The sequence below is a fragment of the Pseudoalteromonas sp. AS84 genome (assembly GCF_038900255.1).
Classification (GTDB): Bacteria; Pseudomonadota; Gammaproteobacteria; order Enterobacterales; family Alteromonadaceae; genus Pseudoalteromonas.
The window spans coordinates 40,877-65,859 of record NZ_JBBMQY010000003.1; the positions used below are offsets into that span (position 1 = coordinate 40,877).

Annotated in this window: 24 protein-coding genes and 1 tRNA gene; 9 read left to right on the plus strand and 16 right to left on the minus strand. The window is 38.3% G+C overall.

The features are described from left to right. The first annotated feature begins 567 nt into the window (after positions 1 to 567). Positions 568 to 1,674 carry a glutamate 5-kinase gene (gene proB / locus WNY79_RS04415; RefSeq protein ID WP_024600220.1) on the plus strand — a complete coding sequence of 369 codons (1,107 nt, stop codon included), beginning with the start codon at positions 568 to 570 and terminating at the stop codon, positions 1,672 to 1,674. Beyond that, on the plus strand, positions 1,671 to 2,918 hold the full coding sequence (locus tag WNY79_RS04420; RefSeq protein ID WP_024600219.1) for a glutamate-5-semialdehyde dehydrogenase: 1,248 nt from the start codon (positions 1,671 to 1,673) through the stop codon (positions 2,916 to 2,918). Before proB ends, WNY79_RS04420 begins: the two co-directional genes overlap by 4 nt. A gap of 71 nt (positions 2,919 to 2,989) precedes the next feature. Here the strand turns inward: WNY79_RS04420 and WNY79_RS04425 are convergent, their stop codons facing one another. The 4 genes from WNY79_RS04425 to WNY79_RS04440 all read right to left on the minus strand — a co-directional run bounded on the left by WNY79_RS04425 (position 2,990) and on the right by WNY79_RS04440 (position 9,992). Further along, on the minus strand, positions 2,990 to 5,197 hold the full coding sequence (locus WNY79_RS04425; protein ID WP_024600218.1) for an EAL domain-containing protein: 2,208 nt from the start codon (positions 5,195 to 5,197) through the stop codon (positions 2,990 to 2,992). Between the two features lie 59 nt (positions 5,198 to 5,256). Further along, positions 5,257 to 8,475: an ATP-binding protein gene (locus tag WNY79_RS04430; RefSeq protein ID WP_342875255.1), complete on the minus strand. Its 3,219-nt coding sequence runs from the start codon at positions 8,473 to 8,475 to the stop codon at positions 5,257 to 5,259. Continuing rightward, positions 8,475 to 9,737, minus strand: a complete 1,263-nt coding sequence (locus tag WNY79_RS04435) for an extracellular solute-binding protein (protein ID WP_342875256.1) — start codon at positions 9,735 to 9,737, stop codon at positions 8,475 to 8,477. Before WNY79_RS04435 ends, WNY79_RS04430 begins: the two co-directional genes overlap by 1 nt. Positions 9,738 to 9,916: 179 nt before the next feature. Next, positions 9,917 to 9,992: transfer RNA gene (locus WNY79_RS04440), tRNA-Ala, on the minus strand. 166 nt (positions 9,993 to 10,158) lie between these two features. Here WNY79_RS04440 and WNY79_RS04445 point away from each other — a divergent pair. Beyond that, positions 10,159 to 10,554 carry a hypothetical protein gene (locus WNY79_RS04445; RefSeq protein ID WP_342875257.1) on the plus strand — a complete coding sequence of 132 codons (396 nt, stop codon included), beginning with the start codon at positions 10,159 to 10,161 and terminating at the stop codon, positions 10,552 to 10,554. Between the two features lies 1 nt (position 10,555). Continuing rightward, positions 10,556 to 11,056, plus strand: a complete 501-nt coding sequence (locus WNY79_RS04450; RefSeq protein WP_342875258.1) for a prolyl-tRNA synthetase associated domain-containing protein — start codon at positions 10,556 to 10,558, stop codon at positions 11,054 to 11,056. Here WNY79_RS04450 and WNY79_RS04455 read toward each other — a convergent pair. Beyond that, on the minus strand, positions 11,023 to 12,171 hold the full coding sequence (locus tag WNY79_RS04455; protein WP_170072254.1) for an MFS transporter: 1,149 nt from the start codon (positions 12,169 to 12,171) through the stop codon (positions 11,023 to 11,025). The two genes, WNY79_RS04450 and WNY79_RS04455, sit on opposite strands and share 34 nt — an antisense overlap. A gap of 198 nt (positions 12,172 to 12,369) precedes the next feature. Between WNY79_RS04455 and WNY79_RS04460 the strand changes: the two genes are divergently transcribed. From WNY79_RS04460 to WNY79_RS04475, 4 genes are all read left to right on the plus strand, one after another. Then, entirely contained in the window at positions 12,370 to 12,909 is a 540-nt protein-coding gene (locus WNY79_RS04460; RefSeq protein WP_002957867.1) for a DUF2058 domain-containing protein, read from the plus strand. A 183-nt stretch (positions 12,910 to 13,092) separates the two neighbouring features. Continuing rightward, a complete protein-coding gene (locus WNY79_RS04465) occupies positions 13,093 to 13,416 on the plus strand; it encodes a c-type cytochrome (RefSeq protein WP_024600212.1) in 324 nt (107 codons plus the stop codon). Between the two features lie 165 nt (positions 13,417 to 13,581). Beyond that, positions 13,582 to 14,349: a class II aldolase/adducin family protein gene (locus WNY79_RS04470; protein ID WP_342875259.1), complete on the plus strand. Its 768-nt coding sequence runs from the start codon at positions 13,582 to 13,584 to the stop codon at positions 14,347 to 14,349. Between the two features lie 26 nt (positions 14,350 to 14,375). Next, complete coding sequence (locus WNY79_RS04475; RefSeq protein ID WP_007375956.1) at positions 14,376 to 15,551, plus strand: mandelate racemase/muconate lactonizing enzyme family protein; 1,176 nt, start codon at positions 14,376 to 14,378, stop codon at positions 15,549 to 15,551. Between the two features lie 86 nt (positions 15,552 to 15,637). Here the strand turns inward: WNY79_RS04475 and WNY79_RS04480 are convergent, their stop codons facing one another. From WNY79_RS04480 to WNY79_RS04515, 8 genes are all read right to left on the minus strand, one after another. Beyond that, positions 15,638 to 16,009, minus strand: a complete 372-nt coding sequence (locus WNY79_RS04480; protein ID WP_197185586.1) for a hypothetical protein — start codon at positions 16,007 to 16,009, stop codon at positions 15,638 to 15,640. Between the two features lie 49 nt (positions 16,010 to 16,058). After that, on the minus strand, positions 16,059 to 16,898 hold the full coding sequence (locus WNY79_RS04485) for an amidohydrolase family protein (RefSeq protein WP_342875260.1): 840 nt from the start codon (positions 16,896 to 16,898) through the stop codon (positions 16,059 to 16,061). A 24-nt stretch (positions 16,899 to 16,922) separates the two neighbouring features. Next, entirely contained in the window at positions 16,923 to 17,651 is a 729-nt protein-coding gene (locus WNY79_RS04490; RefSeq protein ID WP_342875261.1) for an SDR family oxidoreductase, read from the minus strand. A gap of 21 nt (positions 17,652 to 17,672) precedes the next feature. After that, positions 17,673 to 18,161 (minus strand): peptidylprolyl isomerase, encoded by a 489-nt coding sequence (locus WNY79_RS04495; RefSeq protein ID WP_007586440.1) that lies wholly within the window; start codon positions 18,159 to 18,161, stop codon positions 17,673 to 17,675. Positions 18,162 to 18,227: 66 nt separating this feature from the next. Continuing rightward, a complete protein-coding gene (locus tag WNY79_RS04500; RefSeq protein WP_342875262.1) occupies positions 18,228 to 19,697 on the minus strand; it encodes a LysM peptidoglycan-binding domain-containing protein in 1,470 nt (489 codons plus the stop codon). 55 nt (positions 19,698 to 19,752) lie between these two features. Next, positions 19,753 to 20,775, minus strand: a complete 1,023-nt coding sequence (locus tag WNY79_RS04505; protein WP_342875263.1) for an MBL fold metallo-hydrolase — start codon at positions 20,773 to 20,775, stop codon at positions 19,753 to 19,755. Between the two features lie 63 nt (positions 20,776 to 20,838). Continuing rightward, positions 20,839 to 21,144, minus strand: a complete 306-nt coding sequence (locus WNY79_RS04510; RefSeq protein WP_002957856.1) for a cell division protein ZapA — start codon at positions 21,142 to 21,144, stop codon at positions 20,839 to 20,841. Beyond that, positions 21,144 to 21,374, minus strand: a complete 231-nt coding sequence (locus tag WNY79_RS04515) for a hypothetical protein (protein ID WP_007586448.1) — start codon at positions 21,372 to 21,374, stop codon at positions 21,144 to 21,146. Before WNY79_RS04515 ends, WNY79_RS04510 begins: the two co-directional genes overlap by 1 nt. 238 nt (positions 21,375 to 21,612) lie before the next feature. Between WNY79_RS04515 and rlmJ the strand changes: the two genes are divergently transcribed. Next, complete coding sequence (rlmJ, locus tag WNY79_RS04520; RefSeq protein ID WP_024600205.1) at positions 21,613 to 22,452, plus strand: 23S rRNA (adenine(2030)-N(6))-methyltransferase RlmJ; 840 nt, start codon at positions 21,613 to 21,615, stop codon at positions 22,450 to 22,452. 107 nt (positions 22,453 to 22,559) lie between these two features. Here the strand turns inward: rlmJ and WNY79_RS04525 are convergent, their stop codons facing one another. The 3 genes from WNY79_RS04525 to WNY79_RS04535 form a co-directional block, all read right to left on the minus strand. Further along, positions 22,560 to 23,378 carry an META domain-containing protein gene (locus WNY79_RS04525; RefSeq protein WP_342875264.1) on the minus strand — a complete coding sequence of 273 codons (819 nt, stop codon included), beginning with the start codon at positions 23,376 to 23,378 and terminating at the stop codon, positions 22,560 to 22,562. Positions 23,379 to 23,498: 120 nt separating this feature from the next. Further along, on the minus strand, positions 23,499 to 24,065 hold the full coding sequence (locus WNY79_RS04530; protein WP_002957852.1) for an alkylphosphonate utilization protein: 567 nt from the start codon (positions 24,063 to 24,065) through the stop codon (positions 23,499 to 23,501). Between the two features lie 78 nt (positions 24,066 to 24,143). Further along, complete coding sequence (locus WNY79_RS04535) at positions 24,144 to 24,893, minus strand: transporter substrate-binding domain-containing protein (RefSeq protein ID WP_342875265.1); 750 nt, start codon at positions 24,891 to 24,893, stop codon at positions 24,144 to 24,146. Positions 24,894 to 24,983: the final 90 nt, after the last annotated feature.

The following is a 24,983-nucleotide window of genomic DNA, read 5'->3' on the forward strand; positions in this document are numbered from 1 at the left end:
AGTCATCTAACGAAGTTTATTGAAGATAAAACAGGCTTGTTAATCTTAACGTCATTTTTAATCTTTATAATCAGGAGTTAGTAATGTTTCTGGTGTTCGAACATTAAAAAAATATCATTTGCCGAATTCTTGGTATGGTTTTGCCAAACAAGTTTATTTAATTATTTAAGTAAATAAAGGTTTGAGTTGAACTATTACTTTCAATGTTTAACCCCCATCGTGGCGGTTAAATCTCGGTCCTTTGGTCTTCACCCTATCTGTTGGTGTATCAGACTTTAGAGGCTCTATGCATGTTGTTAATAAAAAAGCCACACACAGCTTTTTACAGCGATGCATAAACAACACTTTTAAATTTTTTGATTAGTGCTGCTCAATATTATTGGGTTGTTGCTACTTTACACTTGACCTCAAATCTAAGCTTCTTGTTTTAGATATGGTTTTTGCGTGTGTGTAAAAAAGTGTTGCCTAAATGAAAAGCAAAATTCGAAGCTATGTTTTAAACCTAGCTACTTAGTTTTAGCTCGTCTAATTAAGATGAGCGCAGATAAAATGGAAAGTTGAGCATTTATGCAAAAGTTAAATTGGCGACGTATCGTACTTAAAGTAGGTAGTGCATTAATTGCACCAGATCAAGATGGCTGCCGTTCGCGTTACATATTAACCATCGCACAGTTCATTGTTCGTTGTCGTGCCCGTGGAATTGAGGTGATTTTAGTATCATCGGGTTCTGTAGCGGCTGGAGCGCATTTATTCCCTTCAGACAAACCTCGTTCTGTGGTGATGAAAAAAGCAATGGCAGCAGCAGGTCAAACAGAAATGATCGCCATGTGGGACCGCTTTTTTGACTTTCCATCTGCGCAGCTATTATTAACGCACGGCGATTTACGTGATCGCGAGCGTTACCAAAGTATTCGTGAAACAGTGTTTACTTTACTTGAGCATGGTGTTCTTCCTATCATTAATGAAAATGATGCTGTAACTACCGACGACTTAAGAGTGGGTGATAACGATAACTTATCAGCAATGGTTGCAGCAGCTGCCGACGCCGATGCTTTATTAATATTCTCAGATGTTGACGGGTTGTATGATAAAAACCCTAACTTGCATGATGATGCGGTGCTACTGCCTGAAATAAAATCAATTGATGAATCTATTTATGCTATGGCAGGATGTGCTACAAGTGCCGTTGGTACTGGTGGTATGAAAACTAAAATAGAAGCGGCAGAAAAAGCAACGTCACATGGTATAGCAACTTATATTATAAACGGCTTTAAAGAAGAAACATTTACGAAATTGCTAGCTGGGGAAAATCCTGGTAGCGTATTTTTACCGTACGAAAAACCGATGCAGGATTCTGTGCATTGGATGACACACACAGCAAACGAGCAAGGTGAAGTTGTTGTTGATGGATCATTTGATGAATCCCTGGAAGGGGAAAGTGGCTGTATTCGCGGTGATGAAATCATGGAAGTCCATGGTGAATTTGCTGTTGGTGATACTATTTTAGTACGTAGTGAAGACGGTACGCGTTTAGCTAAAGCGACCGCAAATTATAGTAGCTGTTTGTTAAACTTTATTGCAGACAACGAACAGAGTGAATTCAGCGAAAAAATGCAGGATTCAATTGGACCAGTTATATCTGAAAAACATATCGCATTATTGGAGAAGTCATGAGCTTAATTACGGACATTTCACGCCAGACAGCTAAAGCTGCCCATACACTTGCTTTACTCGACACCGAGACTAAAAATCAAGTACTAGTTGAAATGGCAGCGGCACTAAGAGAGCAAAAAGCATTTATAATTAAAGAAAACGAGAGTGACCTAAGCGCAGCACGCGACAATAACTTAGCAGCCTCAATGATAGACCGCTTAACGCTAAACGATGAGCGCATTGAAGCAATGGCAGAAGGCATTGAAGTAATAGTAAGCCTAGATGATCCTGTTGGTCAGCTACGTGATATCACAGAGCGTCCAAATGGCATTAAAATTCGTAAAATGCGCGTACCTCTTGGCGTTGTGTGTATGATTTATGAAGCACGCCCAAATGTAACAGCAGACGCTGGCGCATTGTGTTTTAAATCAGGTAATGGCGTTATTTTACGTGGCGGTAAAGAAGCACTTAAAAGTTCGCAAGCTATCGCAAGTGTAATGCACAGCGTACTTGAAAAGCATAACTTACCAGTATCACTTATTTCAGTGATTCCAGATCCAGATCGTGCACTATTAATGGAATTAATGCAGCAACGTGAAAGCATTGACTTAATAATTCCACGTGGCGGTGAAGGCTTAATTAACTTTGTTACTGAAAACAGTACGATCCCAGTAATTCAGCATTACAAAGGCGTTTGTCATCTATATGTAGATAAAGATGCAGACCTAGAAATTGCGCTTAACTTACTACTTAACGGTAAAACGCAACGTACGGGTGTTTGTAATGCACTTGAGGGCTTAGTAGTTCATCAAGATGTTGCAGATGAGTTTTTAAATCTTTGCGCAGTTGTATTACGCCAAGAAGGTGTAAAAATAAATGCCGACAGCTTTGCAGCTAAATATTTTGATAATGCAACTGTGTTAGCCGATAACGAATTTGGTGAAGAATACCTAGACCTTGAAATTGCTATTCGTGTGGTGCCAACTTTCAGCGCTGCTGTGGATCATATCGCTCAGTTTGGTTCCAACCATACTGAAGTGATTTGTACTAAGAACGCAGCTGCTGCAGAGTTATTCCAGCGTAGTGTTGACGCTTCTGTAGTAATGGTTAACACATCATCTCGTTTTTCTGATGGCTCACAACTGGGTTTAGGTGCAGAGATTGGTATAGCAACCTCTAAGCTTCATGCGTACGGTCCGATGGGTCTTGAATCACTGACCACAGAAAAGTATTTAGTTAATGGAGTGGGCCAAGTTCGCGAGTAACTGCAAACTTAGGTTCATAAAAAGCCGAGCATATTCATGCTCGGCTTTTTAGTTTGTAAATTACGCAACGGTTATTTTAATTTATCAAGCCAATCGCTTGCAGGTTCAGGTCTATGTAAATAGTAGCCTTGAAGAATAACTTCTGGATATTCCTGCAATAAATCAAAATGGGATTGGTTCTCTACGCCTTCAGCTACAATCTCTAACTCGAATAAACGGCCTAAGCTTACAATCATATCAATAATTAACTTATCGTTATTATCAGTCGGTGCTTCCAATACAAAAGAGCGGTCAATTTTTAGTTCTTGTATAGGTAATTGTTTTAGATAAGTTAAGCTCGAATATCCAGTACCAAAGTCATCAATTGATACCCTAATACCTAGCTTCTTGAGAAAGTGAACAGCCTCAATAGCCGCTTCCATATGATTAAGCAATGTCCCTTCAATTATCTCAATAGTGAGTTGCTGAGGATTAATGCTATGTTGCTTTATTTGTTGGCTAATAAAGCTTAAAAAACGAGCTTCATGAAAGTGCCTGCCGCTTATATTAATCGATAAATTTAACTCAGGGTGAGTTTTACTAAGTTGCGTTAATATTTCAAGTGCATTTGAAGTTACCCAGCAATCTAAGTCATAAATTATATCTGATTCTTCGGCTATAGATATAAACTCACCAGGGCTAATAAAGCCTTTTTGGGGATGCTCCCATCTTAATAAAACCTCAGCCCCTTTAAGGGTTTGGCTTCGATCAAATTGGGATTGTAAATATAGGGATAACTCATTATTTGAGATAGCTTTGCGTAAATCTTGCTCTATTTCAAAACGACGTTTTGCTTGCTCGCCAAACGAAGTATCAAAAAAGGTAACTCTATTACCGCCTTTCTCTTTTGCCTTGTAACAAGCTGCCTCACAGTTACGAATAGTTTCAATAGCGCTTTCCCACTGATCTTCTCGAGGAAAAATATACGTGCCAATACTTACCGTTAAGCTAACGTCTTGCTCACCTACCTTAAAAGGATGGTTTACACTTATAAGCAGCTCTTGAGCTTTATTTTCTGCCATAGCTTGGGCTCTAACTCTACCAACGCCTTTTTCAACTGTACACAGTACCGCAAATTCATCACTGCCTAAGCGAGCAATAACATCTTTTTTACTCACCTTAGAATGAATTCGTTTAGTTAATTCTTTTAAAATGTTATCGCCAGCAAGTAGGCCTAATCCATCATTTATTGAGTGGAAGCTGTCTATGTCAATAATATAAATATAGGCATAACTATTTTCGGTACTACAAACCTGAAGTTGCTGCTCTAACTGTTTTAAAAAGCCATTTCGGTTTGGCAAACCCGTAAGCTCATCATGCCATGTGAGGTAGTGTATTCTTTCTTGTGTTACTTTAACGCTCGAAATATCACTAAACACACCAATATAATGCACATTAGTATCTTGATCGCCTTTAACCATACTTAGAGTTAGTAGCTCAGGGTAAAGCTCGCCATTTTTGCGTCTGGTTACAAGTTCTCCACTCCAATATCCAGCTTGATTCGCATGCTCCCATACTTGATCAAAGCTAATACTAGGGTGGTTATTTTGTTTAATGTCGTGCAACTGCATTTGCAGGGAGTCAGATTCAGAGTAACCAGTAATGCGGCAAAATGAAGGGTTTACGGCAATAATTTTTCCGTTACTGTCGGTAATAACAACGCCATCGGCGGTTCCCGTTAGGGCTTGATAAAATAACTTTTGTTTTGAAGAGAGCTCTTTTAATTCTTCTTCACGCTGGCTTAGTTCTTTCGCCAGTGACTCTATTTCAAGTAGTTTATCGTGTAGGTCAAAGTTTTTTTCTATAAGCCTATCAAGCATGCCCTGTGCGGTAATATGGGTACGGATACGTGCTCTAACGAGCGCTAGCTTGTAAGGTTTGTGTATGTAGTCAATTGCGCCCATAGCAAAGCCTTTTTCTTCAGACTCTTCTTCGGTAAGCGCAGTGACAAATATAACAGGGATCCCTTTAGTATTTTGTTTCGCTTTGAGTATATTGCATACTTCGTAGCCGTCCATGCCTGGCATCATTATGTCTAATAAAATTAAGTCAGGGCGAGTTGACTCAACAAATACTAATGCTTGTTCACCACTAGTCGAAATACGTACATCGTAATCAGTTAAAAGTCCTTCAACTAATACGTGTAAATTACTAGGTTCGTCATCAACAATAAGAATTAAAGGTTTATGCTTTTTCTCTGTGGTTAATCCATTACTGTTTGCGAGATAATTTGAATGCACTATCTATCCTTCTTTGCGTTCTTTGCAGTATTAAATCTAGTTCAGGTTAGTGGTTATGCCTAATTTTTATTATCGTTTCTATACTTATCAATAAGCTCAATTACTAACGCGTAGTTAAAATGGTCAATTGCTTCTTTGAGTTTAAATAAAGAGTGCCCTCTATCATATTGATTCATTTCTAGCTGTCTAATCAAACTGCTAGGTACAGGGCGAGCTGTTAATGCTAATGAGTATATATTATCAATAACCGAGTCTTCGTTTTCTAACTGATTTAGTTGCTTATGCTCTTTTTTAAAGCCGTCAGCTATCAAAAATTGTTTTACAGCAAAAAGTGTAAGAGTTAATTGCTCGTTAAAGCTAGATAAGTTAATACTCTTCTCATCTATTAAGTTTTTCTCAATACTTTGCGTGCTTTGTTGCAGTAGCTCCAAGCCTAATGTTCCGGCCAATCCTTTAAGTGTATGTACTAGTCGAATTAAGCTTTCTAACTCTCCATTTTTGATTAATATATCAGCTTTAGTTGAAAAGTCATTGTAATCGTTGACAAACTGAGTAAATAATTTAGCTAACAATTCATCATTGTTTTCTACGTTGTCTTTTGCCAGCTGCAGATTAATTGTATTTAATGGTTTGTTACTTTGTAGGTGTTTTTCTATACTTTCGAAAAGAGCATCAAAAATAATTGGTTTTACTAAAAAGTCATCCATACCCGCTCTAAACGCTGCTTTTTTATCATTAGGATCTGCGGCTGCTGTAATTGCAATTATGGGAGTTTTGTAGCCCCGCTCTCTTAATATACTTGTTGCCTCTAAGCCGTCCATAACTGGCATCTGAACATCCATAAAAATAATATCAATGTCATTTGTCTCTACTTTACCTAATGCATCATGTCCATCATTAGCAATGATCACGGCCATATCTAACCTTGCTAAAAGGGCAGAAGCTATTTCTTGGTTAATCTTATTATCGTCAACCACCAATGCATTAAAACCCGAGAATTTAGGATGAGGCCTTAATTGCTTTTCTTTAAAATTATCAGGTGAAAGCTTCCTTAAAATTTCTACTTCACTATTCTTATTACCAATAATTGTAATGTCTATACTTTCATTTTTTGCAATTGGCTCAGGAGACTCTTCATCAGTGATCAATAAAATAAGCGTCAATTTTTCATTAGTATTTTTATTTTGAGCATACAGTTGTTGTAATATAAAGTTATCTTTGAGCTCTTTTTGTTTTATCGACATTATTACAATACTAAATGGGCTATTAGGTTGAGCCATTTTAGCAATGGCTCTTAATGGTTCTTGTGTGGTTTCTGTTGTTATATTTATATCACTTAGCAAGTCCATTAATTTTTTAATTTGCTCATTATCGGGGCTAATTAATAGGGCATGTTTTTTAAGTTTTTGCTGCTCAGATAAGGTAAAAGGTAGAGTGAAGAAAAACTCGCTACCTTGATTAATCGTGCTCCTTACTTGTATATCTCCGCCAAGCAGTTTAGTTAATTGTTTGCTAATAGTGAGTCCTAAACCGGTTCCACCATACTTTCTTGTTGTGCTTGAATCACCTTGCGAGAAAGACTGGAATATAATTTTTGATTGCTCTTCGGTCATCCCAATACCGGTGTCTTTTATACTAAAGCGAAGGTTTATTGTTTTTTCGTGTTGAGATGTCGCTTCTATAATTAATGATATTTCACCATGCTCAGTAAACTTAATTGCGTTACCTACACAGTTATTTATTATTTGGCTTAAGTGCATGGGATCGCCAATAAGTTCAAGCCCTGCATCAACATGCAAAGTAAAGTTTAATAACAAACCTTTTTGCTTTGCATTGGTTGAGAACAAGTTTTGTACGTTAGAAACAATAGTATGTAAGGTAAATGGAATTTTCTCTAACTGGACTTTTTCCGATTCTAGTTTAGAAAAATCCAGAATATTATTTAAAATCTGTAATAAATTTTGAGCGCTTGAAAAAGCTTTGTCTGCATAGTGTTTTTGCCTTAAAGGAAGCTCGCTGCTTTGTAACAGTTGCAACATGCCCAATATGCCATTCATTGGGGTGCGAAGCTCATGACTCATGTTGGCTACAAAATCTATTTTTGTTTTATTGGCTTTATCAGTTTGCTCCATAGCACTCGTTAGGTCGGCATTCATTGCTTCCATTTGGGTATTTAATACACGAGTTTCGTTGAGCAGTTCTTTGGTTTGCTTGTTTTTTAGATACAAAGCGTTAGCGGCTTTTATTACCGATGCTATTTCTGTTTGATTTTGGTTGTTATTTGAAATAGTTACTGGCTTTTCGTTATTCATATCTTTAAGTAGTAAAGTGAGCTGAGTAATCGGTTTTATAACTGATCTAAAAATAAAATAGCTTAAAAATAAAATGATTAACATAATTAAAACGGCAAATATATTTGCCTGCTCTGTGTTTTTTGTTAGGTGATTACTTAGTTGCTCTTCTGTTTCAGTTAGTTTGTTTTTTTCTATATTTTTAATTTCATTTGTTAAATACAGCAATTCGTTTTCTATGCCTGTTAGTACAACATTTACAGAAAAAGTATAGCTGCGGGTGAGTAATACAAGTTGGTTATAAGCTTGTTTTAAGCTTGTTGTTTTACTGGAGAGAGATTCATTTAGTACAGAGGTGCTCGTTAGTTTTTTATGTAAGTGATTTAGGTTTTGTTTTACATTTTGTGCTTCATCAAAATTAGGTTTATAGAGGTAGCTTATAATTGCGTGTTGTAAATTACTTATTGTGAGTAAAACATCGTTGAAAATAACCTTGTTACTGTCGCTTGAAGACTCCTCTAAATTACTAATTGTTACTTGTAAGTCATCAATAGGCTGTTTGAACTGAGTAGTGTAAAGATGTTCGCGTTTTTGTCTGTTTACGACAACTTGGCCAAATGTATCTTGGTAGTTACTTAAATACTCGCCAAGGCGTATTAGTGAGTTTTTGTATTCAAGAGGATGGTGTAGAGTATTTGTTTTTAGTTGCTTCAGGTTTAGATTTGCCTTATTTAAATAAAAATTAAATTTGGTAATTGTATTTTCATTTGCATTGTCAATAAATGAGACTGCATACGCTTGCAAAGAGATAATATCGTTTTCTAAGTGATTCACAGCTTCGCTTTGAATAAGCGCGTTATGCTGCGACTTTTGCAAGTTTAGTAAGGTCGTTTGCGAATAGTTAAACAAGTAACTTTGCAAAAGAAGTAATCCAATCAGCGGACACAAAGCTAATATTATTTTTGATTTAATTGAATTTATTATCATTATCGGCTAATCAACTCATACCATTTTTGTAGACTGTAGTCATAGGTTGGCATAACGGTGTTCCATACTGCTACATTGCTAAAGCGTTTATGGTAACTACCGCCATTACGTTGCTCACCCGCTTTTACTGCTACGTCGCCATTTGTATTTAATAAATCTATGTTTGTTGCTTTTCCACCGTACCAGTAATCCCATTCGGCCTGAGATAGAAGTAGTTTAGAGCGTTGTGGGTTACTAATGTAATAACCTTGGCGAGCAATAAATGCACCAGGCCAGCCTGAAAGCCACCAATTCATATAGTCGTAAGCTGCATCTTTTACGCTACTTTGTGTTTGTGACGATAAACACATAACACCATGCCAGCCTCGGTAGCCTTCTTTTGGCGCGGCAAAACGAACATTAATATTTTGACTGTTTAACGCAGAGACGGCAGGCGAAAACATACTTTCTATATGGGCACGCTTACTTTTCATAAACTCAATCGATTCAGGGACCGAGTTCCAATAGCCACTAAAATGACCTTGGCGTTTAAAGTCGAGTAATATACTAAACAATCTATCAAGTTCTGGGCGGGTCATTGCACCTATATCGTTAAACTTTATAAGTCCTTTGCTTTGTGCTGCTAGGGCTAGGTCAAATAATCCAATGGTAGGCGCATTTACAATAGCTACTTTACCTCGGTTCTCGTCATCAAGCAGCCAACTCCAGCTTTCTGTTTCGTATGCTATACCGGGCTTAATAAAGTCGGTGTTGTAACCAAAAGAGTCAACATTATGCACATAAGGCAAAAAGCTAATATGATCGCTTTCTTGAGCGCTTAATGTGCCATCGGGTTGAACATTTAATAATTTATAGGGGGCATCACCTGCACCAATACTTGCAGTTTCGGTTAGTTTTCCCGTTTTAGTGAGTGGATTTATCTCATTAAAGTAGGTGAGTCGCTTTTTTTCTATTGGCTGAATAGAACCTGCATCCCAAAGCACATTAATGCTGTTTGACCACTGTTCGTATAAATCAAAGGAGCTAGGGTCCATTGATGCCTTTTGCAAAACAGCAGCGCTGCCTGCTGGAGTAAATTCTATATTAATACCTAAGTCACTCATCGCTTGCTTGCGGATAGCCTCTTGGAGTGTTACATGAGTACCAAGTACTCTTAATGTGACTTTTTTTCGGGCAAAAACATAAGGCGCATGTGTTATCGCACTAGCTGTTAAACCTATAGCAGCTAGCTTTTTTAGCGTTGAACGCTTAGGGTTGTCCATGTTAAGCCTAAAGTATTAATGTGTGACATTATGTATAGCTAAGAACTTGTAAAGACACAAGTTGAATGGATAAATTTAAAATTATATAGAATGAAAAATTAAAATAGTAGGATAACAAAAAATAATAAAAACAATGGAAAAATAGAAGAGTAGAACGAATTTGAAAAGGAGTAGGAAAGTGGTGGAGCTAAGCAGGATCGAACTGCTGACCTCCTGCGTGCAAGGCAGGCGCTCTCCCAGCTGAGCTATAGCCCCACATTCCTAAATTACATATAATGTAACTGCTTGACTGCTGAGTTCCAAGCGGGACGAACTTTAAGTTTTTTTATAAATTTGGTCAAGTATTTTTTCGTAAATTTTCACTGTTTACGTCAATTTTTGTTAGACTCGGCTTAATTCAAAACTAAAACGATAAAAAACAATGAAAAAATGTGTTCTAGCGCTTATGGTTTTACTCGCTGGTTGTGCCTCAAATGACGAGCCGCCTTTTGAAATAAATAATAAACAGTTTCACGAAAAGCAAGATGAGCAAGGTAATAAACTTTTTGCTTATGTTGTTTCGGTAAAAGCTAAGCATCGTGAAAACTTTAACTTAGACCGTGGTCCAAACAAGAGACCAAGCCGTGGTGAGGTTAAGCAGTATATTGAACAAGAGCATTTTGAAGAATCGAGTGTTTTAAAATTGCAGTTAGAAGATCAAGCTGTTGAGTTATTAAACGAAGAGTTAAAAGAGCGTCAGTATTGCGATAATAAACACGAAGTAAGTGAAGTTTTATGGCGAGACCTAAGCGTGCAATTAAGAGGGCGTTGTTTGTAATATGTATGCGGATAAAACTAAGTTAGCAGAGCTTTTAGCGCACCTAGATATTGACTATGATGGAATAGAGCATCCGCCGCTACATACTAGCTTAGCAGCTGATGAGTTTATGATTGAGCGTCCTGGTACTCGTCTTAAAAACCTATTTTTACGCGATAATGAAGGTAAGCGACACTTTTTAGTTATTACCGCGCACAATAAGCAACTTGATTTAAAGGCACTATCAAAGCAACAAGGGCTTTCGCGTTTAGGGTTTGCATCGAGTGAGCGCTTAGCAACGTATTTAAAAGTGGCTCCTGGGTGTGTATCTATGTTGGCTCTTTTAAATGATAAGCAAAACGAAGTGAGCTTATGGGTCGATCAAGATATTTGGGGTGGTGATTTGTTTCATTGTCATCCGTTTGAAAACACCCAAACATGGTTGATTAGTAAAGCTGATTTAGAAGCATTTTTTAATCACACAAAGCATCAACCGCGCGTTGTATTTTTACCCTCAAAATAAGCCCACATAATTAACGATAAACCACATAAGCAAACCGCAAGTAGCGTAAACATAAACGCTGTTTGCCCATGATGTTGGTATACCACACCGGGTAATAACGACCCCAATGCACCACCACTGTAATAAAACGATACATATCCACCATTGGTTACACTTGGCGGGGCTTTACTTATTTTATTAACGAGTGGTGCGGCAGTTGAATGAATCACAAACATAGCACCACAAAACAAAGTAAATGCGATTAAAAATAAGCTAAGCTGGTGGCTCATTAATAAAATAATACTCACACTATAAAAACTAAATACCGCAGTTAATAAATGCCAAGGCGAAGCGACTTTTTTAAGTAACCAAGGTGCAGCAATAGAGGCGAGGGCACCAACTAAATAACCACTGTAGACTAAACCTATGTCACGAGTATTGGTAATTAAAAAGGTGTTTTGCAATATAAACGGTAAGTAATTAAGTAGTGCAGCAAAGCAAAAAAACATACAAAAAACGGCACCGTAAACTTTAAGTACAGCGCCTTCTTTAAGCTGTTTAATGTAGTCCAGTGGTGAAAGCTGAGACTTTGTTGCTGGGTTCGAAAATTGAGAATGTTTGATTGTTAAAGCTAAAAAAATAAGCATAAAAGCAATTACGTAATAAAAGCTCTGCCAATTCCATAAGTCGCTAAACAAAGCTGCGAGCACACGACCAAAGTAACCACCAACTATGCTGCTACCAATATATAGGGTCATATTTTTTTGAAGTGTATCAGCGCTATAACTCATACCTATATAGCTAGTCATTGCGGTTAAAGCTGCAGGGAGCGTTAAACCTTGTAAAAATCGGACTAATAATAAAAGCTCAAAGCTAGGTACGTAAATAAAAAGTAAGCAGCTAAGGCCTAAAAGCACCATTGCAATACGTAATATAAGTAGTGGGTTTATTTTTGCTAAAAATAAACCGTAAACGAGCGGGGCAATGGCTAAGGGCAGCATAGTTGCAGTCATTAAGCTGCCAGCTACCGCAGGGGCTACATTAAATTCGCTCGCAAAAAGGCTAAGTAGAGGTTGTGGTGCATAAAGTACAAAAAATATAAATACCGAGCAAACGAGTAGATGAGGTAAACGCATTATATGGCTTATACATTTGCTGATTGGTTGTCTGGTATTGTATTAAAAATTGTTTTTAATTGATAATTAAAACCATGCTCTTTGCGTCATATCATGGTTTGTTTTAACTAGTTTGCTAGATTAATGTCGATAGCGCTGTTATTTGAACTCGTTGGTGATTAAAATAGCGATAATATTAGTTTTTAGTGGAACAAAGCCATGGGTTCATTACAAGACCAATTGCTTCAAGCAGGATTAACAACATCGCATAATGCTAAAGTTGCTAAATCAGAAAAGCGTAAGCAACAAAAAAAGCAAAAGAAAGGGGCTACTAGCAACCCAAGTGATCTGCAAAAGCATATTCAACAAACCAAGCTAGAACAGCAAAAAAAAGCTGAAGAGCTTAACCAAACACGCCAAGTGAGCTTAAAGCAGCGCGAACAAGAAGCGCGTGTTAAACAAATTTTAGAGCACCACAACCAAGACGCTATTCGTGGTGAGCGCACATTTAATTTTACTTATCAAAACAAAGTAAAAAATATCGACGTGAACGAGAAAACGCAAAAAGCGTTATCGGGCGGTCGTTTAGCTATTTGTGTACTAGAAGGGCAATTTTACGTATTAGACGACGAACCAGCACGCAAAGTGGCTGAAGTTGACGAAAAGTATATTGTTTTTCATGTAGAGCCAGAAAACAAACCAAAAGATGAAGATGACCCGTACGCAGACTTTGAAGTACCAGATGATATAGTGTGGTAATAGTTTATTAAGGGTAAGCTCATTTTTATTTGCTAAAGTATATAAAAGTGAGACAGAAACGAGTTAGCGGTTTTTGGCTAAGTTGATCGTCTAGCGTCGTTTCGTACGTATGCTTTTTATTTGATTGTTTACTACAATCAATAGAACAGTTTTTCTAACCGTCAAAAAAGAAGAGTAAATACAATGAGCAAGATGAAAACACTACTATTAGGCGCGGGTATTACTTTAGCCGCAAGCTTCTCGTTTAATGCAGCAGCGGCCGATGGCGCCACACTTTATACCGCTAAAAATTGTCAAACTTGTCATGGCGCTGAAGGTAAAGCACCAATTATGGGTATGTATCCTAAGCTAAACGGTCAAAACAAAGACTACTTAGTAGCGCAAATGAAAGACATCAAATCAGGTGCCCGTAATAACGGTATGACCATGGCTATGAAAGCAATGGTTGCAACGGTAACTGATGAAGAGTTTGAAGCAATTGCAGATTACCTAGCTAACGTAAAATAATTTACGCAGCTATACCATTTTAATGCAATTGGTATTTTAGTTTTACAAACAGCCACACAATAGTGTGGCTGTTTTGTTTGGTGTTTGCTATAAAATAGAGACTGCTTTAGACTTCTAAACATCTGTTCGTGCAGGTTAGTAATGTACGTTTTTAAAAGGCTTATTATGTTTGATTTACCCCAACTCAATTTAAAAAATAAAGTATCAGCACAAGAGTGGCAACTTCGTGTTGATTTAGCCGCATGTTATAGACTGGTAGAGCACTTTCGTTGGGGGGATTTAATCTATACGCATTTATCAGCACGTTTGCCTGGCACCGATCACTACCTAGTGAATGCCTTTGGTTTAACCTTTGATGAAGTAACTGCGTCTAATTTAGTAAAGGTCGACTTAGACGGTAACATTATTGATGATACGCCATTTAGTATTAATCCAGCTGGTTTTACTATTCACAGCGCTATTCATGAGGTACGCGAAGACGCTCATTGTGTTATTCACCTTCATACTAAAGAAACAATCGCTGTTGCTACACAAAAAAATGGTTTATTACCGCTTAGCCAGTATTCAATGTTTTCACTGCCATCGCTTTCTTATCATGGCTACGAAGGGCTTGCGGTAAACGACGACGAGCGAAAAGTGTTGCAAGACGATTTAGGCAGCACTAACCATATGTTATTGGTAAATCATGGTGGCTTAACGGTAGGCCCAACGGTAGGCGATGCGTTTATGCGCTTTTATGATTTACAGCGAGCGTGTGAAATTCAATTAGCGCTACAATCAAGCTCGCAAGAGGTTATTGAAGTACCGCAACCTATAATCGACAATATTTATAATCAAGCAAACGTAGTACACAGTGGTAGCACTGGCGGGCAACTTGCGTGGCCTGCGATGTTACGTAAAGCGTATCGACTTGACCCTGGTTTTGCAAAATAACCCATAGCGGTTAATAAGGAATTTTAATGAAAGTAAATCGCGTTGAAGTATTTGATATTCACTGTCCAGATAGACCTTCTTGGACACCTGTGTTTGTACGTATTCATACTGACGAAGGTATTAGTGGTGTTGGCGAAGCGGGCCTTGCATACGATTTAGGTCACAGTGCTGCAGCGGCTATGATTAAGGAAATGGCAGATGCCTTTTTAATCGGCCACGACCCATTTCAGACAGAAAAACTATGGTCTCGTATGTTACGTGAGAGCTTTTGGGGCTTAGGTGGTGGACCTGTTGTATATGCTGCAATGAGCGCAATTGATACTGCACTTTGGGATATAAAAGGTAAAGCGCTTGGTTTACCTGTATATCAATTATTAGGCGGTAAAGTTAACGACAAACTACGTACGTACGCATCGCAATTACAGTTTGACTGGGATAGCGAATTTAAAGCGCTAGTACAGCCGCAAGAATATGCAGAAGCGGCTTTAAAGGCGATGGCCGAAGGTTACGATGCAGTAAAAGTAGATCCAATTCAGTACGATAAAGACGGTAATACTTATTACGACCGTACAAAAATAATATCACGTACTGAAATGAAGCTATATCGTGCGCGTATGCAAGCTATTCGCGAAGCAGTAGGCGACGAAGTGGATATTATTTTTGAATGCCACAGTTTACCAGGTGTGACAACAGCCATTCAGTTGGGTGAAATTGCAGAAGAATTTGACTGTATGTACTTTGAAGAGCCAGTTAACTATTTAAACCATTCATTACATGCAAAAGTAGCAGATAAAGTTAATGTGCCAATTGCTGGTGGTGAACGTTTGTATAATCGCTGGGGTGTGCGCCCGTACTTAGAAGATCAAAGTATTGATGTTCTACAACCAGATATTGGTTTATGTGGTGGTTTTACCGAAACTAAAAAGGTATGTGACTACGCAGATATTTTTGATGTGCGAATTCAAGCTCATGTATGTGGCGGGCCTGTTGCAACAGCAGCATCACTGCACTTAGAAACGGCTATCCCTAACTTTTTAATTCATGAGCACCATACTTATGCGATTAAAAAGTGGAACCGCGAGTTATGTTTACAAGATCCACAACCTAAAAACGGCTTCTTTGAAGTGTCAGAAGAGCCAGGGTTGGGTATTGAGTTAAACGATGAGATTGTCATGCGTTCTCAGCGTGTAGAAATTAAGTAACTTTTTAACCTGAGTTTAGGTTATATAAAAGCCGGTAAGTGATTAGTCACTTACCGGCTTTTACTTGCTTGGGGGGGAAAAGCTTGTTATAACTCGTTAATTTTACATTCGACATCTTTAAGCTCAATAGTTGCTTTACTATCAAGGTGGCGTATATAGCATTGCTTGCCTTTAATCATCAATTCAAACTGATCGGGTGTATTGCGACTTTGCGTGTCGATAATATTATTACCATCTACATTGCTAATGGTTACTGTGCTGCTGGTAGTAAACACATCATCAGCTAATTGAGTCTCTTGCATATGTACCAGTGTTTTAATTGCCTTGCTAACGGCTGTTTTATCCGGCTTTGCCAGTAGAGCATGTTGCAGCTTGGGTGTAGGGTCTGGACTTTGCGATATGCAGCCATTGAGAAGAAACGCTGAAAATACAACGATTAGTAAAAAGTACATTTTCATAAATTGGCCGTATTATCATAAAAATAGAGTTTAATATAACTAGTTTTACTTACACTTGGTAGTAGTGCTTAGCGTTTACATAGCTAAGGTCATGCCATGTCTTATCGTTTGAGCATAGTGCCTTATGGCAGTGCCATAGATTGTTGTAGCTTGTATTTATTTGGCACACAGGGAAGTTGCTGGCAAACATAATACGCTGCTGGCCAAAGTGATTAAAAAGAAAATTAAAACACGCCGCTTGTTGTTCGCTGGTGAGTTGTAGTAATTCAAAACCAGAAAACTTAATTGCAATATTGTCATGCTGAGCAAGTAACTCAACACCTTGTTGCCAAGTATTTAAATTACTTGGCAGTCCTGCATGATTAATTATAATTTGAAGTTGCGGTAGCTGCTTAGCGTAGTAAGCTATTTGTTTGGTTATTTCGCCATTTTCAATATCAAACTGAGCTTCAAAATGCAGTCGGGTATCTGATAATGTTGTTAGGTTTTTAAAGCTATTAGCATCTAATAAACGCTTTGCGTCAGTACCTTCGGTTATATCTCTAATGCCACATAAATTCGGATGAGCTAAAGCTTCCAACGAGTTTATAAACTCATCAGCCGATGAGTCAATTTGGTTGTAGCTAATGGCTTTAAATGGAATACCTTTTAAATGCAAGCTTAGCCAGTTTAACTCGTTAATAGGGGAGATGTTATCAAACCCAGCTTCTATATGAACAAGCCCTACGAGTTCAAAGTCAGTACTTTTAACAAGTTGCTGTGCAGTTACTGGCTGTTTTATTTTTTCTAAATTTGGCCATGCTGGAGGGTTAGCGCCTTGTAGCCATGAGTATTGACCCTCGCAAAGATTAAAAAAATGCACATGAGGGTCAATAATTTTTAGGCTCATTGCGCATTACTCATTGAACAGTCTTCATTGTGCAGTGTAGCCACCGTCTATGCTTTGTAGGCTGCCAGTAATAAAGCTGGCATCGTCGCTTGCTAAAAAGCTCACAAGAGCAGCAACTTCGTGGGCTTGACCTAATCGGTTAAGCGGTTGAAGGCTTGCTTCCTCGGCAACTATTTCAGCTTTGTTTGCGCCACTTTTTGCGCAGTACGCATCTATTGCGTTATGAAAAAGCGGAGTTTCTATTGTGCCTGGGCATACCGCATTTGCTCTAATGTTAAAACTCGCGTAATCAAGCGCTGTTGTTTTAGCCATTGAAGCAAGGGCATGTTTTGTTAGGTTATACGCAAAAGAGTTTTGCTTACCTATAATTGCCTGATCGGAAGCGACTAATATAATAGCGCCGCTATTTTGCGCTTTCATGCTTGGCAATACGCTTTGTACAGCAGCATAAGCGCCTTTAACATTAAGCGCAAAAAGTGCATCGAGAGTTTGCTCGTCGGTGCTTTCTATATTTGCGCTTAAGTGTTTACCAGCATTAGAAACAAGTACATCAATACGTTGGCTTTGTTCACAGATAGCGTTGATACAGTTGCGTACCGCCGATACATCACTTACATCACACTGATGAAATATACCGATTTCGCTTAGCTCTATATCAAGGTTATGTACTTCATAGCCATTGTTTAGCAAACGCTTTACTACGGCTAGGCCAATACCTTTTGTGCCACCTGTAACTACTGCAACTTTAGACATACTTACTTCCTTTATTGCTAACTAGTGAGAGTGACCACAGCCGCCTTCAGCGTGCACGTGTCCGTGAGAAACTTCTTCACTTGTTGCTTCACGTACCGATATAACTTCAACGTCAAACGTTAGCGTTTTACCAGCAAATGGGTGGTTTAAATCACAATCTGCGTTAAAACGACCAACCTTAACTATAGTAACCTGATGACGACCTTGGTTAGAGCTAACCATTGCTGTCATACCTGGTTTCCATACTTTAACGTCGCCTTGTAGATGCTTAAGCGGAATGCGTTGAATTAAGTCATCAACACGCTCGCCGTATGATTCACTTGGCTCTAGAGTTACACTAAATTTTTCGCCTGCTTCTTTACCTTCAAGTGCTTTTTCTAAACCAGGAAGCATGCCTTCGCTGCCATGAATGTAAGTAAGTGGCGCTTCGTTTGTGCTACTTTCTATTTGCTCGCCCGCTTCGCTAAGGGTGTAATGAAATTCAACCGCTGAATTTTTGCTAATTTGCATGCTTGTCTCTTCAAATAATAACTATGTTAGGGCGCAATTTTACGCGAAATATACTTGTTTATAAACTTAACGTGGCTGATTTAGTGTTTTTTGTAAATTTAGCAGAAAATCTTTTTTTGTTGGGGCTGCTTTTTGCTTTTCAGCCTGTGGTATAAACAGTACTAATTGAGTGCCAGGCTTTAAAATACTTGATGCAGAGAGTTTGTTCCATTTTGCCAAGTCGCTATGGGGTACATCGTAAAGCTGACTTATACTCCAAAGGCTATCGCCCGACTTAACTTCGTAATCTATTTCAATGGTGGGAATCGCAATCTCTTGGTGTTCTAAATAAGGGCTAATTTTGTAATCAACTGTTAATGTGCTTGGTAGGGTTTTAGGTTGTCCAACTAATAACTTTTCTCCAACGCCGATTAAATTATTATTTTTGTTATTAAGTTGTTTTAAAGCTTTTACCGACATACTAAAACGTCTAGCGATACCGTAAAGCGTGTCGTTTTGTTTAACGATGTACTCTCCAGCAAAGTTTGATTTAAAAAACTGACTTTTTAATAAAGCCTCTTGCCCTATAGGAAGCAGTAAAGTATGCGGCCCGTTAGGTGAGCTTTGATTTTTTAAATATCCCTGATTAATCGCGTGTAACTGCTTTGAACCTATACCAGAGAGCTTAGCGATGACTGAAAAGTCGAACTGCTGGCCTATGTTCATTTGTGTGGTAAATGGCTTATATGCAAGCTTTGGGCGTTTAATGCCCTTTTGTGGGTGCTTAACTAAATAGCTTAAAGCGAGTAACTTGGGTACGTAGTCGGCGGTTTCTTTTGGTAGACTGAGTGACCAGTAATCGGTGCTTTTACCGCGTTTTTTGTTTTTTTCGATTGCGCGTTTAACGCGGCCCTCACCACTGTTATAAGCAGCCAAAGCATGTAGCCAATTACTATCAAAGCGTTTATGTAAGTAGCTTAAGTAATCAAGTGCAGCATCTGTTGAAGCAAGTACGTCTTGGCGACCGTCGTACCATTGGTCTGACTTAACTCCAAAGTGATGCGCTGTTGCGCCAACTAACTGCCAAACACCAACAGCTTGCTGTGATGAGGCTATCGTTGGTCTAAAATCGCTTTCTACAAATGGTAGTAAAGCGATCTCCATAGGTAGTTGTTTTTGTTCAATTTTTTTTACGATGTGATACAGGTAAGGCGCTGCGCGTTTGCTCACAGTTTGTAAGTAGTTAGGTTGCTTAGCGTACCAGCTGATACGCTTTTTTAACGCGCGATTTTGATAAACCGTAAAGTGTAGATTGTTGGCTATATGCACCCACAGATCGGTGGTTTTTGGTGGGCGCTTTTTTACGATTGTTTTTTTGAATTGAAGTGGCGTAACGTGCTCACTAACTTGGGGCGTTTGAGCTACTTCATCATCAGTATCATAAGTATAGTCAGGCTCAAAATGAGTAAATATTTGTGGAGCTTCTAGTGGTTCTTGCTCCGTTGATTGACAACCAAATAACAAAATACCCAAACAACATAAAACCAAACTGCGCATAGTGATCACTTTTGTAAATTCCTTTTATTATTTTAACACAATCCGTTGTGTTGAGTTATTCTGCGCTTTTTGCGCGATTTAGGCCAGCTTGTAAAAAGAAGTTGCTCGATTTTATATTAAGCGCTTCTTGTTTATAAGGCTCAATAACTGATTGAGGAAACGACAGCATTAACTGCTCAATACTTTGATCTTTATTGTTTTTAACGTGCTCTGTTATGGCTGTTAAAAATGATAGAGGCTGTTTCAGTTGCTCTTTTGTTAATGTACCGCCGTGCCCAGGTAAAATAATAGTGAGCTTTTCGTCGTTAATATATTGCTTAAGCAACGCTTGCCAACTTTTAAGTTCACCGTGTCCAGGGTAAGGAAGCCAGTCAACGATATCGCCACCAATCAGCACACTGCCATTATTAGTAGTAATAGTTAAATCGCCGTTAGTATGGGCTTGCTGCGGCTCAAGCGTTACCTCAAAATCACCAAGGTCGATAACTTTACGACTATCAATTACTATTTTGGGTTTGCTAAGCTGATACTCCTGCCAGCGAAAAAGTCGTTTTTTTGCAAGTTCTAACTTATTTCGCCATTTAGCTTGCTCTTCTTTGGGCACATTCGCTAATCGTTGGTAGCTCAGCTCAATGCTCTTTTCATAGGTGTCTAGTTTGTCGGTATATGCTGTTTGATAAAGGTTAAAATTTTTATTTACCTGTTGATGAACAATGAGCTTGGCATCAGGATAAAAATTTTGCATAACCGCCATACCTAGCAAGTGATCGTCATGGTAGTGGGTAGCCACTAAATAGCATAAGGGTGTTTTAAGGCGGTTCTTTAAATCTTCAGCAAGTTGTTCAACTGCAGCAAAATTGGCGCTCGTATCAACAAGTAGGGCACATTTTTCGCCTTCAATTAACACTTGGTTAGAGTCGTAAAAGCGAAGCTTGTCTTGTTGCTTTAAAAACTGAATATGAGGGTTTATAGTATTCCAAGTGACGGCAGCATAGGTGCTAGGTACTATTGATAATAAAGTGCATGCTAATAGTAAGTGCTTACATGAAGAGGCTATGTTTGAAAGTTTTAACTTCATTTATTATCTCTACGCTGATGTTTAATTACTTTAATAATAAACAAAAAGCGCAGTATGCGCTTTTTATTTTTGGTGTTTGGGGTCATTTGCCAAATGCTGACTGAGTTTATCAATCAATTGGTCTTGATGCTGTTGTTCAACTGTAGCCTGTGTTTTTGCTTCTAGCAATTCGTGGCTTAAGTTTAATGCTGCCATTAGTAGGGCTTTTTGATCGTTTCTAACGGTTGAGCGTTGCTTCATTTGCTCAACTAAGTCATTTAGATTTTTAGCTGCTGCTATTAATGCATCTTCCTGCCCTTCAGGGCAAGCAAATTGCTGCTCTTTACCTAGCAACTCAACAGTGACCCGCTGGTTTTGCAGCTCAGACATTAGCTAGCCTGTTGTGCGCTTTGTAACTTATCAAGAAGACCAGATAAAGTAGTGCTGGCATCTTTTTGCTTTTCTTCATTTTCTAAAGCTTCAAGTTGTAGCAATTCGTTGTCATCGCTTAGTTTAGTGTTCTGTTCTTTTAAAGTAACAACATCTGTTTGTAATTGGTTATTACGTTCGATTAAAGAATCGATCAGTTGTTCGAGTTGTTGAAGAGTAGTGTTATTCATAAAGGCGCTCATATAACTGTAATTAATGTCATGCAAATGTAAAGCAAAGTGTGTTGATTTGCCAGCATTTACGGTGGTTTTAGCTGATTTTTCTTCTTCATTAAGGGATAATTCAGCATATGAGCTTTTTCATTCAGAAATGGTTCACTTAAACACTCTCTTATCTTGGTGTAAGTTGCCAAAGCCTAGTGCTTATGGTTCACTTACGATATTAAATTGCGTATGGCGAAAATAAATAATGCTTAGTTACAGACACTCATTTCATGCGGGTAATCCTGCCGATGTACTTAAACATTTAGTACTGGCACAAGTGCTAAATTATCAAACAATTAAAGATAAACCGCTTGATTATATAGACACACATTCAGGTGCTGGCTTTTTTGAACTTGCAGCTGCCGACGCGCAAAAAACGCAAGAGTATCAAGATGGTATTGAAAAACTTTGGCAACATAAAAGTGAGCATGCTGAGCTTAATGAATACATTGAATTAATTAAGTCATTTAACGACACTGACGAACTTGCGTTTTATCCGGGTTCACCAAAAATTGCAGAGCATTTTTTGCGCCGCCAAGATAAGGGTTGGTTTTTTGAACTGCACCCGCGCGATTTATTATTGCTTGAAGAAAACATGCAAGGTAAGCGATCTATTCGTGTGCGTGGAGAGGATGGTTTTGCAGGTTTAGTTGGTTTATTACCACCAGCATCTCGCAGAGCGTGTGTGTTAATTGACCCTCCATACGAAATTAAAGATGACTACGAAACAGTTGTAAAAACCTTAGTTAAAGCTCATCAGCGTTTTGCTACAGGTACTTACATGATTTGGTATCCGGTTGTAGACAGAGAGCGCATTGATAATATGGAACAGGGCTTAATTGACTCAGGAATGCGCAACATTCAGTTATTTGAATTAGGCACTGAAGCGGATACTGACGTACATGGTATGACAGCATCGGGCATGATTGTAATTAATCCTCCGTGGAAGCTAAAGCAAACAATGGATGCAATAATGCCTGAACTTGTTAGTTTGATAAGTGAGCCAAGTGGTTTTTACAGAAGTGAGCAACTCGTTGATGAGTAACTTTAAATAGCGCTTATAACGAATAATAAAATGCCCAGCTTTGCTGGGCATTTTATTTAAAATCAATACGAATGTGTTAGGTAATATTTATATAAGGGAGCTAAATATTAATTAAAATAAACCGCACTAAAAGTAGCAAGCGTATTACCGCGACTGTTTTTAAGTTTTAGTGATTCACCTGTTATTTCCCAATTTGAAGTTTTGCTAAGTACGTCAGACATAGCCGCTTCTTGGCTCATATTATCCGAGCACATCTTTTTTGTACTTGCTAGCTGACTAAGTGTAATTGTTTGCTGCTCGGTACTATAGCTTCCGCTAAAATTATTACAGCCTAAAAAGCCATTAACGCGGTGGTCTTTATTGAACTGAATGAACGGTTCTTTAGTTGTAATATTCACAGTTTGAGCATTTATTGTTATTGCTTTCCAGTAAGTATTTGTGAGTGTTACATCGGGTTTTTGAGTCGACACTTTTGAAAGCTCAATTTTATAGGGGGTAGTTAACTGTGATTCTGTAAACGGGTCGTGATTTGTTGTACTTGTGTAAAGCACTTTGTCTTTATTTATAATTCTGGCGCTTAGGCTATAGCGATGTTTATCGCTAATTTTGCTGGCATCATAAATTAGCTCAACGGTAAATGGCGGGGCTTGGGTAACATCAATCACTTCTTGTGTGATTATATCGGCTTTTACATCCATTTTAGATACATTGGAAAGCGTAACTATTAATTGCGAGCCAGGGCGAAGCATACTGCGATCTTTATAGCTAACTTGAATAGTTAGGGTGGATATTGCTTTTGCTTGCTCTGTATTTTCAGTTGGCTTAGTTTGCTCACCGCAGCCAGTTACTGCAAAAGCGCTAAGCGCCAATAAGCCAATCCCTGCAACTGCCTTTTTGCGCGAAGATACTGCTTGATGCTTTTCCATGTTGGTTATCCTTACTCAATATTATGTCCTTAGTGTATTACCTAGTTACTTAATCATTCCTTAACTTATTTTAAACATAAAAAAGGCGCATTAGCGCCTTTAATAATTAAAAACAAACGATTATTTTTTAACAAACTTAGTTAAAATAACAATGCGCTGGCCGTCAACACGCCCTTCAATATGTTCAGGGTTGCTGGTTAGGCCAATATTACGAACAGCTGTTCCACGTTTAGCGGTAAGGCTACTGCCTTTAACGTCTAAGTCTTTAATTAGGGTAACAGTATCGCCTGCTTGAAGTACTACACCGTTGCTATCTACATGCTTTAAATCGTCATCTTCGGCAAGTGCTTTTTTAGCCCACGTTAGCGTGTCTTCTTCAAGGTAAATCATGTCTAGCGCATCTTGTGCCCAGCCATTATCAGGCGCTAAACGAGAAAGCATTCTGTAAGCTACAACTTGTACTGCAGGAGTTTGGCTCCACATGCTATCGTTTAAACAGTGCCAATGTGTAGGCGTTATTTCGCTGTTATTCTCGATTTGATCTTTACATGTTTGACACGTATAAATGCATTTATCTGAGTGGGTTTCAGTTACCGGTGGTACTTCATAAACAGATAAGTTCTCGGTGGCTGCACACAATTCACATTGATTACTACTACGTTCGATTAAGGCTTTTTCAATACTCATGGGGCTCTTTCTGGTTCTGGTCGAGTTAACATTTGCTGCTATTATACTCCAAAACACGAGCTCTGCGCCATTAGTCCCTTAATTTTGTGTGGGTATATTGCTCATATACTTATCTTCAATACTTTTTATATAACCTTGAGTATGAAGGTTTTTAATTGCTAGGTTTATTTGTGGCAATAATTTTTTATGTTTGCTCAATAAACGAATTCTTAAAAACCCATGGGAATGCTGTGCGCCAAATGTAATGTTTATCCCTAACTTTTTTGCCCAATATAGCGCAGTTAACTTGCCTGCTAGTGCAGCTTCTACGCGGTTTCTTGATAGAGCGGTCATAAGTTCTTTTTCGGATGGAAAGTCAACACGCTCAAAGGTGTTGTCATTAAAGTAATAGTAACCTAGTACCGTTCCTATATTTTTACCCTTTAAGCTATCAGCGCTTTGCCAGTTCTGGGCATTTTGAGGCAGAGTAACAATCATTTCTGAAGCATAAATAAGCGGCTCTGAAAAAAAATAACGAGGATCATTTCTCTCACTCTTTGGGAGCCATTCTAATGAAATAACATCAAAATCGATTATTTCATCTTGTAAATATTTGGTAATACGCTTTGTGGGTAGGTCGATATGAGAAGCTGCAATATTTGCATCATCGAGAATTTTTTCAATAATTTCGGGTAATACACCAGGCTTTTCTGGATCATTTGTATAATATGGATAATGACTACCTGACGCGCTAACATTATATTTGAGGGGAGTAGGATTAATGCTGGCATAGCTAGAAAATATAAATAGCAGAGGACTCAGTAGTAATAACCGAATAAAGTTAGCCAAATCTCCACCTTTTATATTAATATTTTTATATTAGTGTTGTGTAATTTTAACATTTTTGCAATGACGACTATGTTTATCTTATGTGAGTTG

Excerpts from the sequence above, each read along its gene's own strand:
- proB (WP_024600220.1), top strand. The coding sequence starts at position 568 with ATGCAAAAGTTAAATTGGCGACGTATCGTACTTAAAGTAGGTAGTGCA.
- WNY79_RS04420 (WP_024600219.1), top strand. The coding sequence starts at position 1,671 with ATGAGCTTAATTACGGACATTTCACGCCAGACAGCTAAAGCTGCCCAT.
- WNY79_RS04430 (WP_342875255.1), bottom strand. The coding sequence starts at position 8,475 with ATGATAATAAATTCAATTAAATCAAAAATAATATTAGCTTTGTGTCCG.
- WNY79_RS04435 (WP_342875256.1), bottom strand. The coding sequence starts at position 9,737 with ATGGACAACCCTAAGCGTTCAACGCTAAAAAAGCTAGCTGCTATAGGT.
- WNY79_RS04445 (WP_342875257.1), top strand. The coding sequence starts at position 10,159 with ATGAAAAAATGTGTTCTAGCGCTTATGGTTTTACTCGCTGGTTGTGCC.
- WNY79_RS04450 (WP_342875258.1), top strand. The coding sequence starts at position 10,556 with ATGTATGCGGATAAAACTAAGTTAGCAGAGCTTTTAGCGCACCTAGAT.
- WNY79_RS04455 (WP_170072254.1), bottom strand. The coding sequence starts at position 12,171 with ATGCGTTTACCTCATCTACTCGTTTGCTCGGTATTTATATTTTTTGTA.
- WNY79_RS04460 (WP_002957867.1), top strand. The coding sequence starts at position 12,370 with ATGGGTTCATTACAAGACCAATTGCTTCAAGCAGGATTAACAACATCG.
- WNY79_RS04465 (WP_024600212.1), top strand. The coding sequence starts at position 13,093 with ATGAGCAAGATGAAAACACTACTATTAGGCGCGGGTATTACTTTAGCC.
- WNY79_RS04470 (WP_342875259.1), top strand. The coding sequence starts at position 13,582 with ATGTTTGATTTACCCCAACTCAATTTAAAAAATAAAGTATCAGCACAA.
- WNY79_RS04475 (WP_007375956.1), top strand. The coding sequence starts at position 14,376 with ATGAAAGTAAATCGCGTTGAAGTATTTGATATTCACTGTCCAGATAGA.
- WNY79_RS04480 (WP_197185586.1), bottom strand. The coding sequence starts at position 16,009 with ATGAAAATGTACTTTTTACTAATCGTTGTATTTTCAGCGTTTCTTCTC.
- WNY79_RS04485 (WP_342875260.1), bottom strand. The coding sequence starts at position 16,898 with ATGAGCCTAAAAATTATTGACCCTCATGTGCATTTTTTTAATCTTTGC.
- WNY79_RS04490 (WP_342875261.1), bottom strand. The coding sequence starts at position 17,651 with ATGTCTAAAGTTGCAGTAGTTACAGGTGGCACAAAAGGTATTGGCCTA.
- WNY79_RS04495 (WP_007586440.1), bottom strand. The coding sequence starts at position 18,161 with ATGCAAATTAGCAAAAATTCAGCGGTTGAATTTCATTACACCCTTAGC.
- WNY79_RS04500 (WP_342875262.1), bottom strand. The coding sequence starts at position 19,697 with ATGCGCAGTTTGGTTTTATGTTGTTTGGGTATTTTGTTATTTGGTTGT.
- WNY79_RS04505 (WP_342875263.1), bottom strand. The coding sequence starts at position 20,775 with ATGAAGTTAAAACTTTCAAACATAGCCTCTTCATGTAAGCACTTACTA.
- WNY79_RS04510 (WP_002957856.1), bottom strand. The coding sequence starts at position 21,144 with ATGTCTGAGCTGCAAAACCAGCGGGTCACTGTTGAGTTGCTAGGTAAA.
- WNY79_RS04515 (WP_007586448.1), bottom strand. The coding sequence starts at position 21,374 with ATGAATAACACTACTCTTCAACAACTCGAACAACTGATCGATTCTTTA.
- rlmJ (WP_024600205.1), top strand. The coding sequence starts at position 21,613 with ATGCTTAGTTACAGACACTCATTTCATGCGGGTAATCCTGCCGATGTA.
- WNY79_RS04525 (WP_342875264.1), bottom strand. The coding sequence starts at position 23,378 with ATGGAAAAGCATCAAGCAGTATCTTCGCGCAAAAAGGCAGTTGCAGGG.
- WNY79_RS04530 (WP_002957852.1), bottom strand. The coding sequence starts at position 24,065 with ATGAGTATTGAAAAAGCCTTAATCGAACGTAGTAGTAATCAATGTGAA.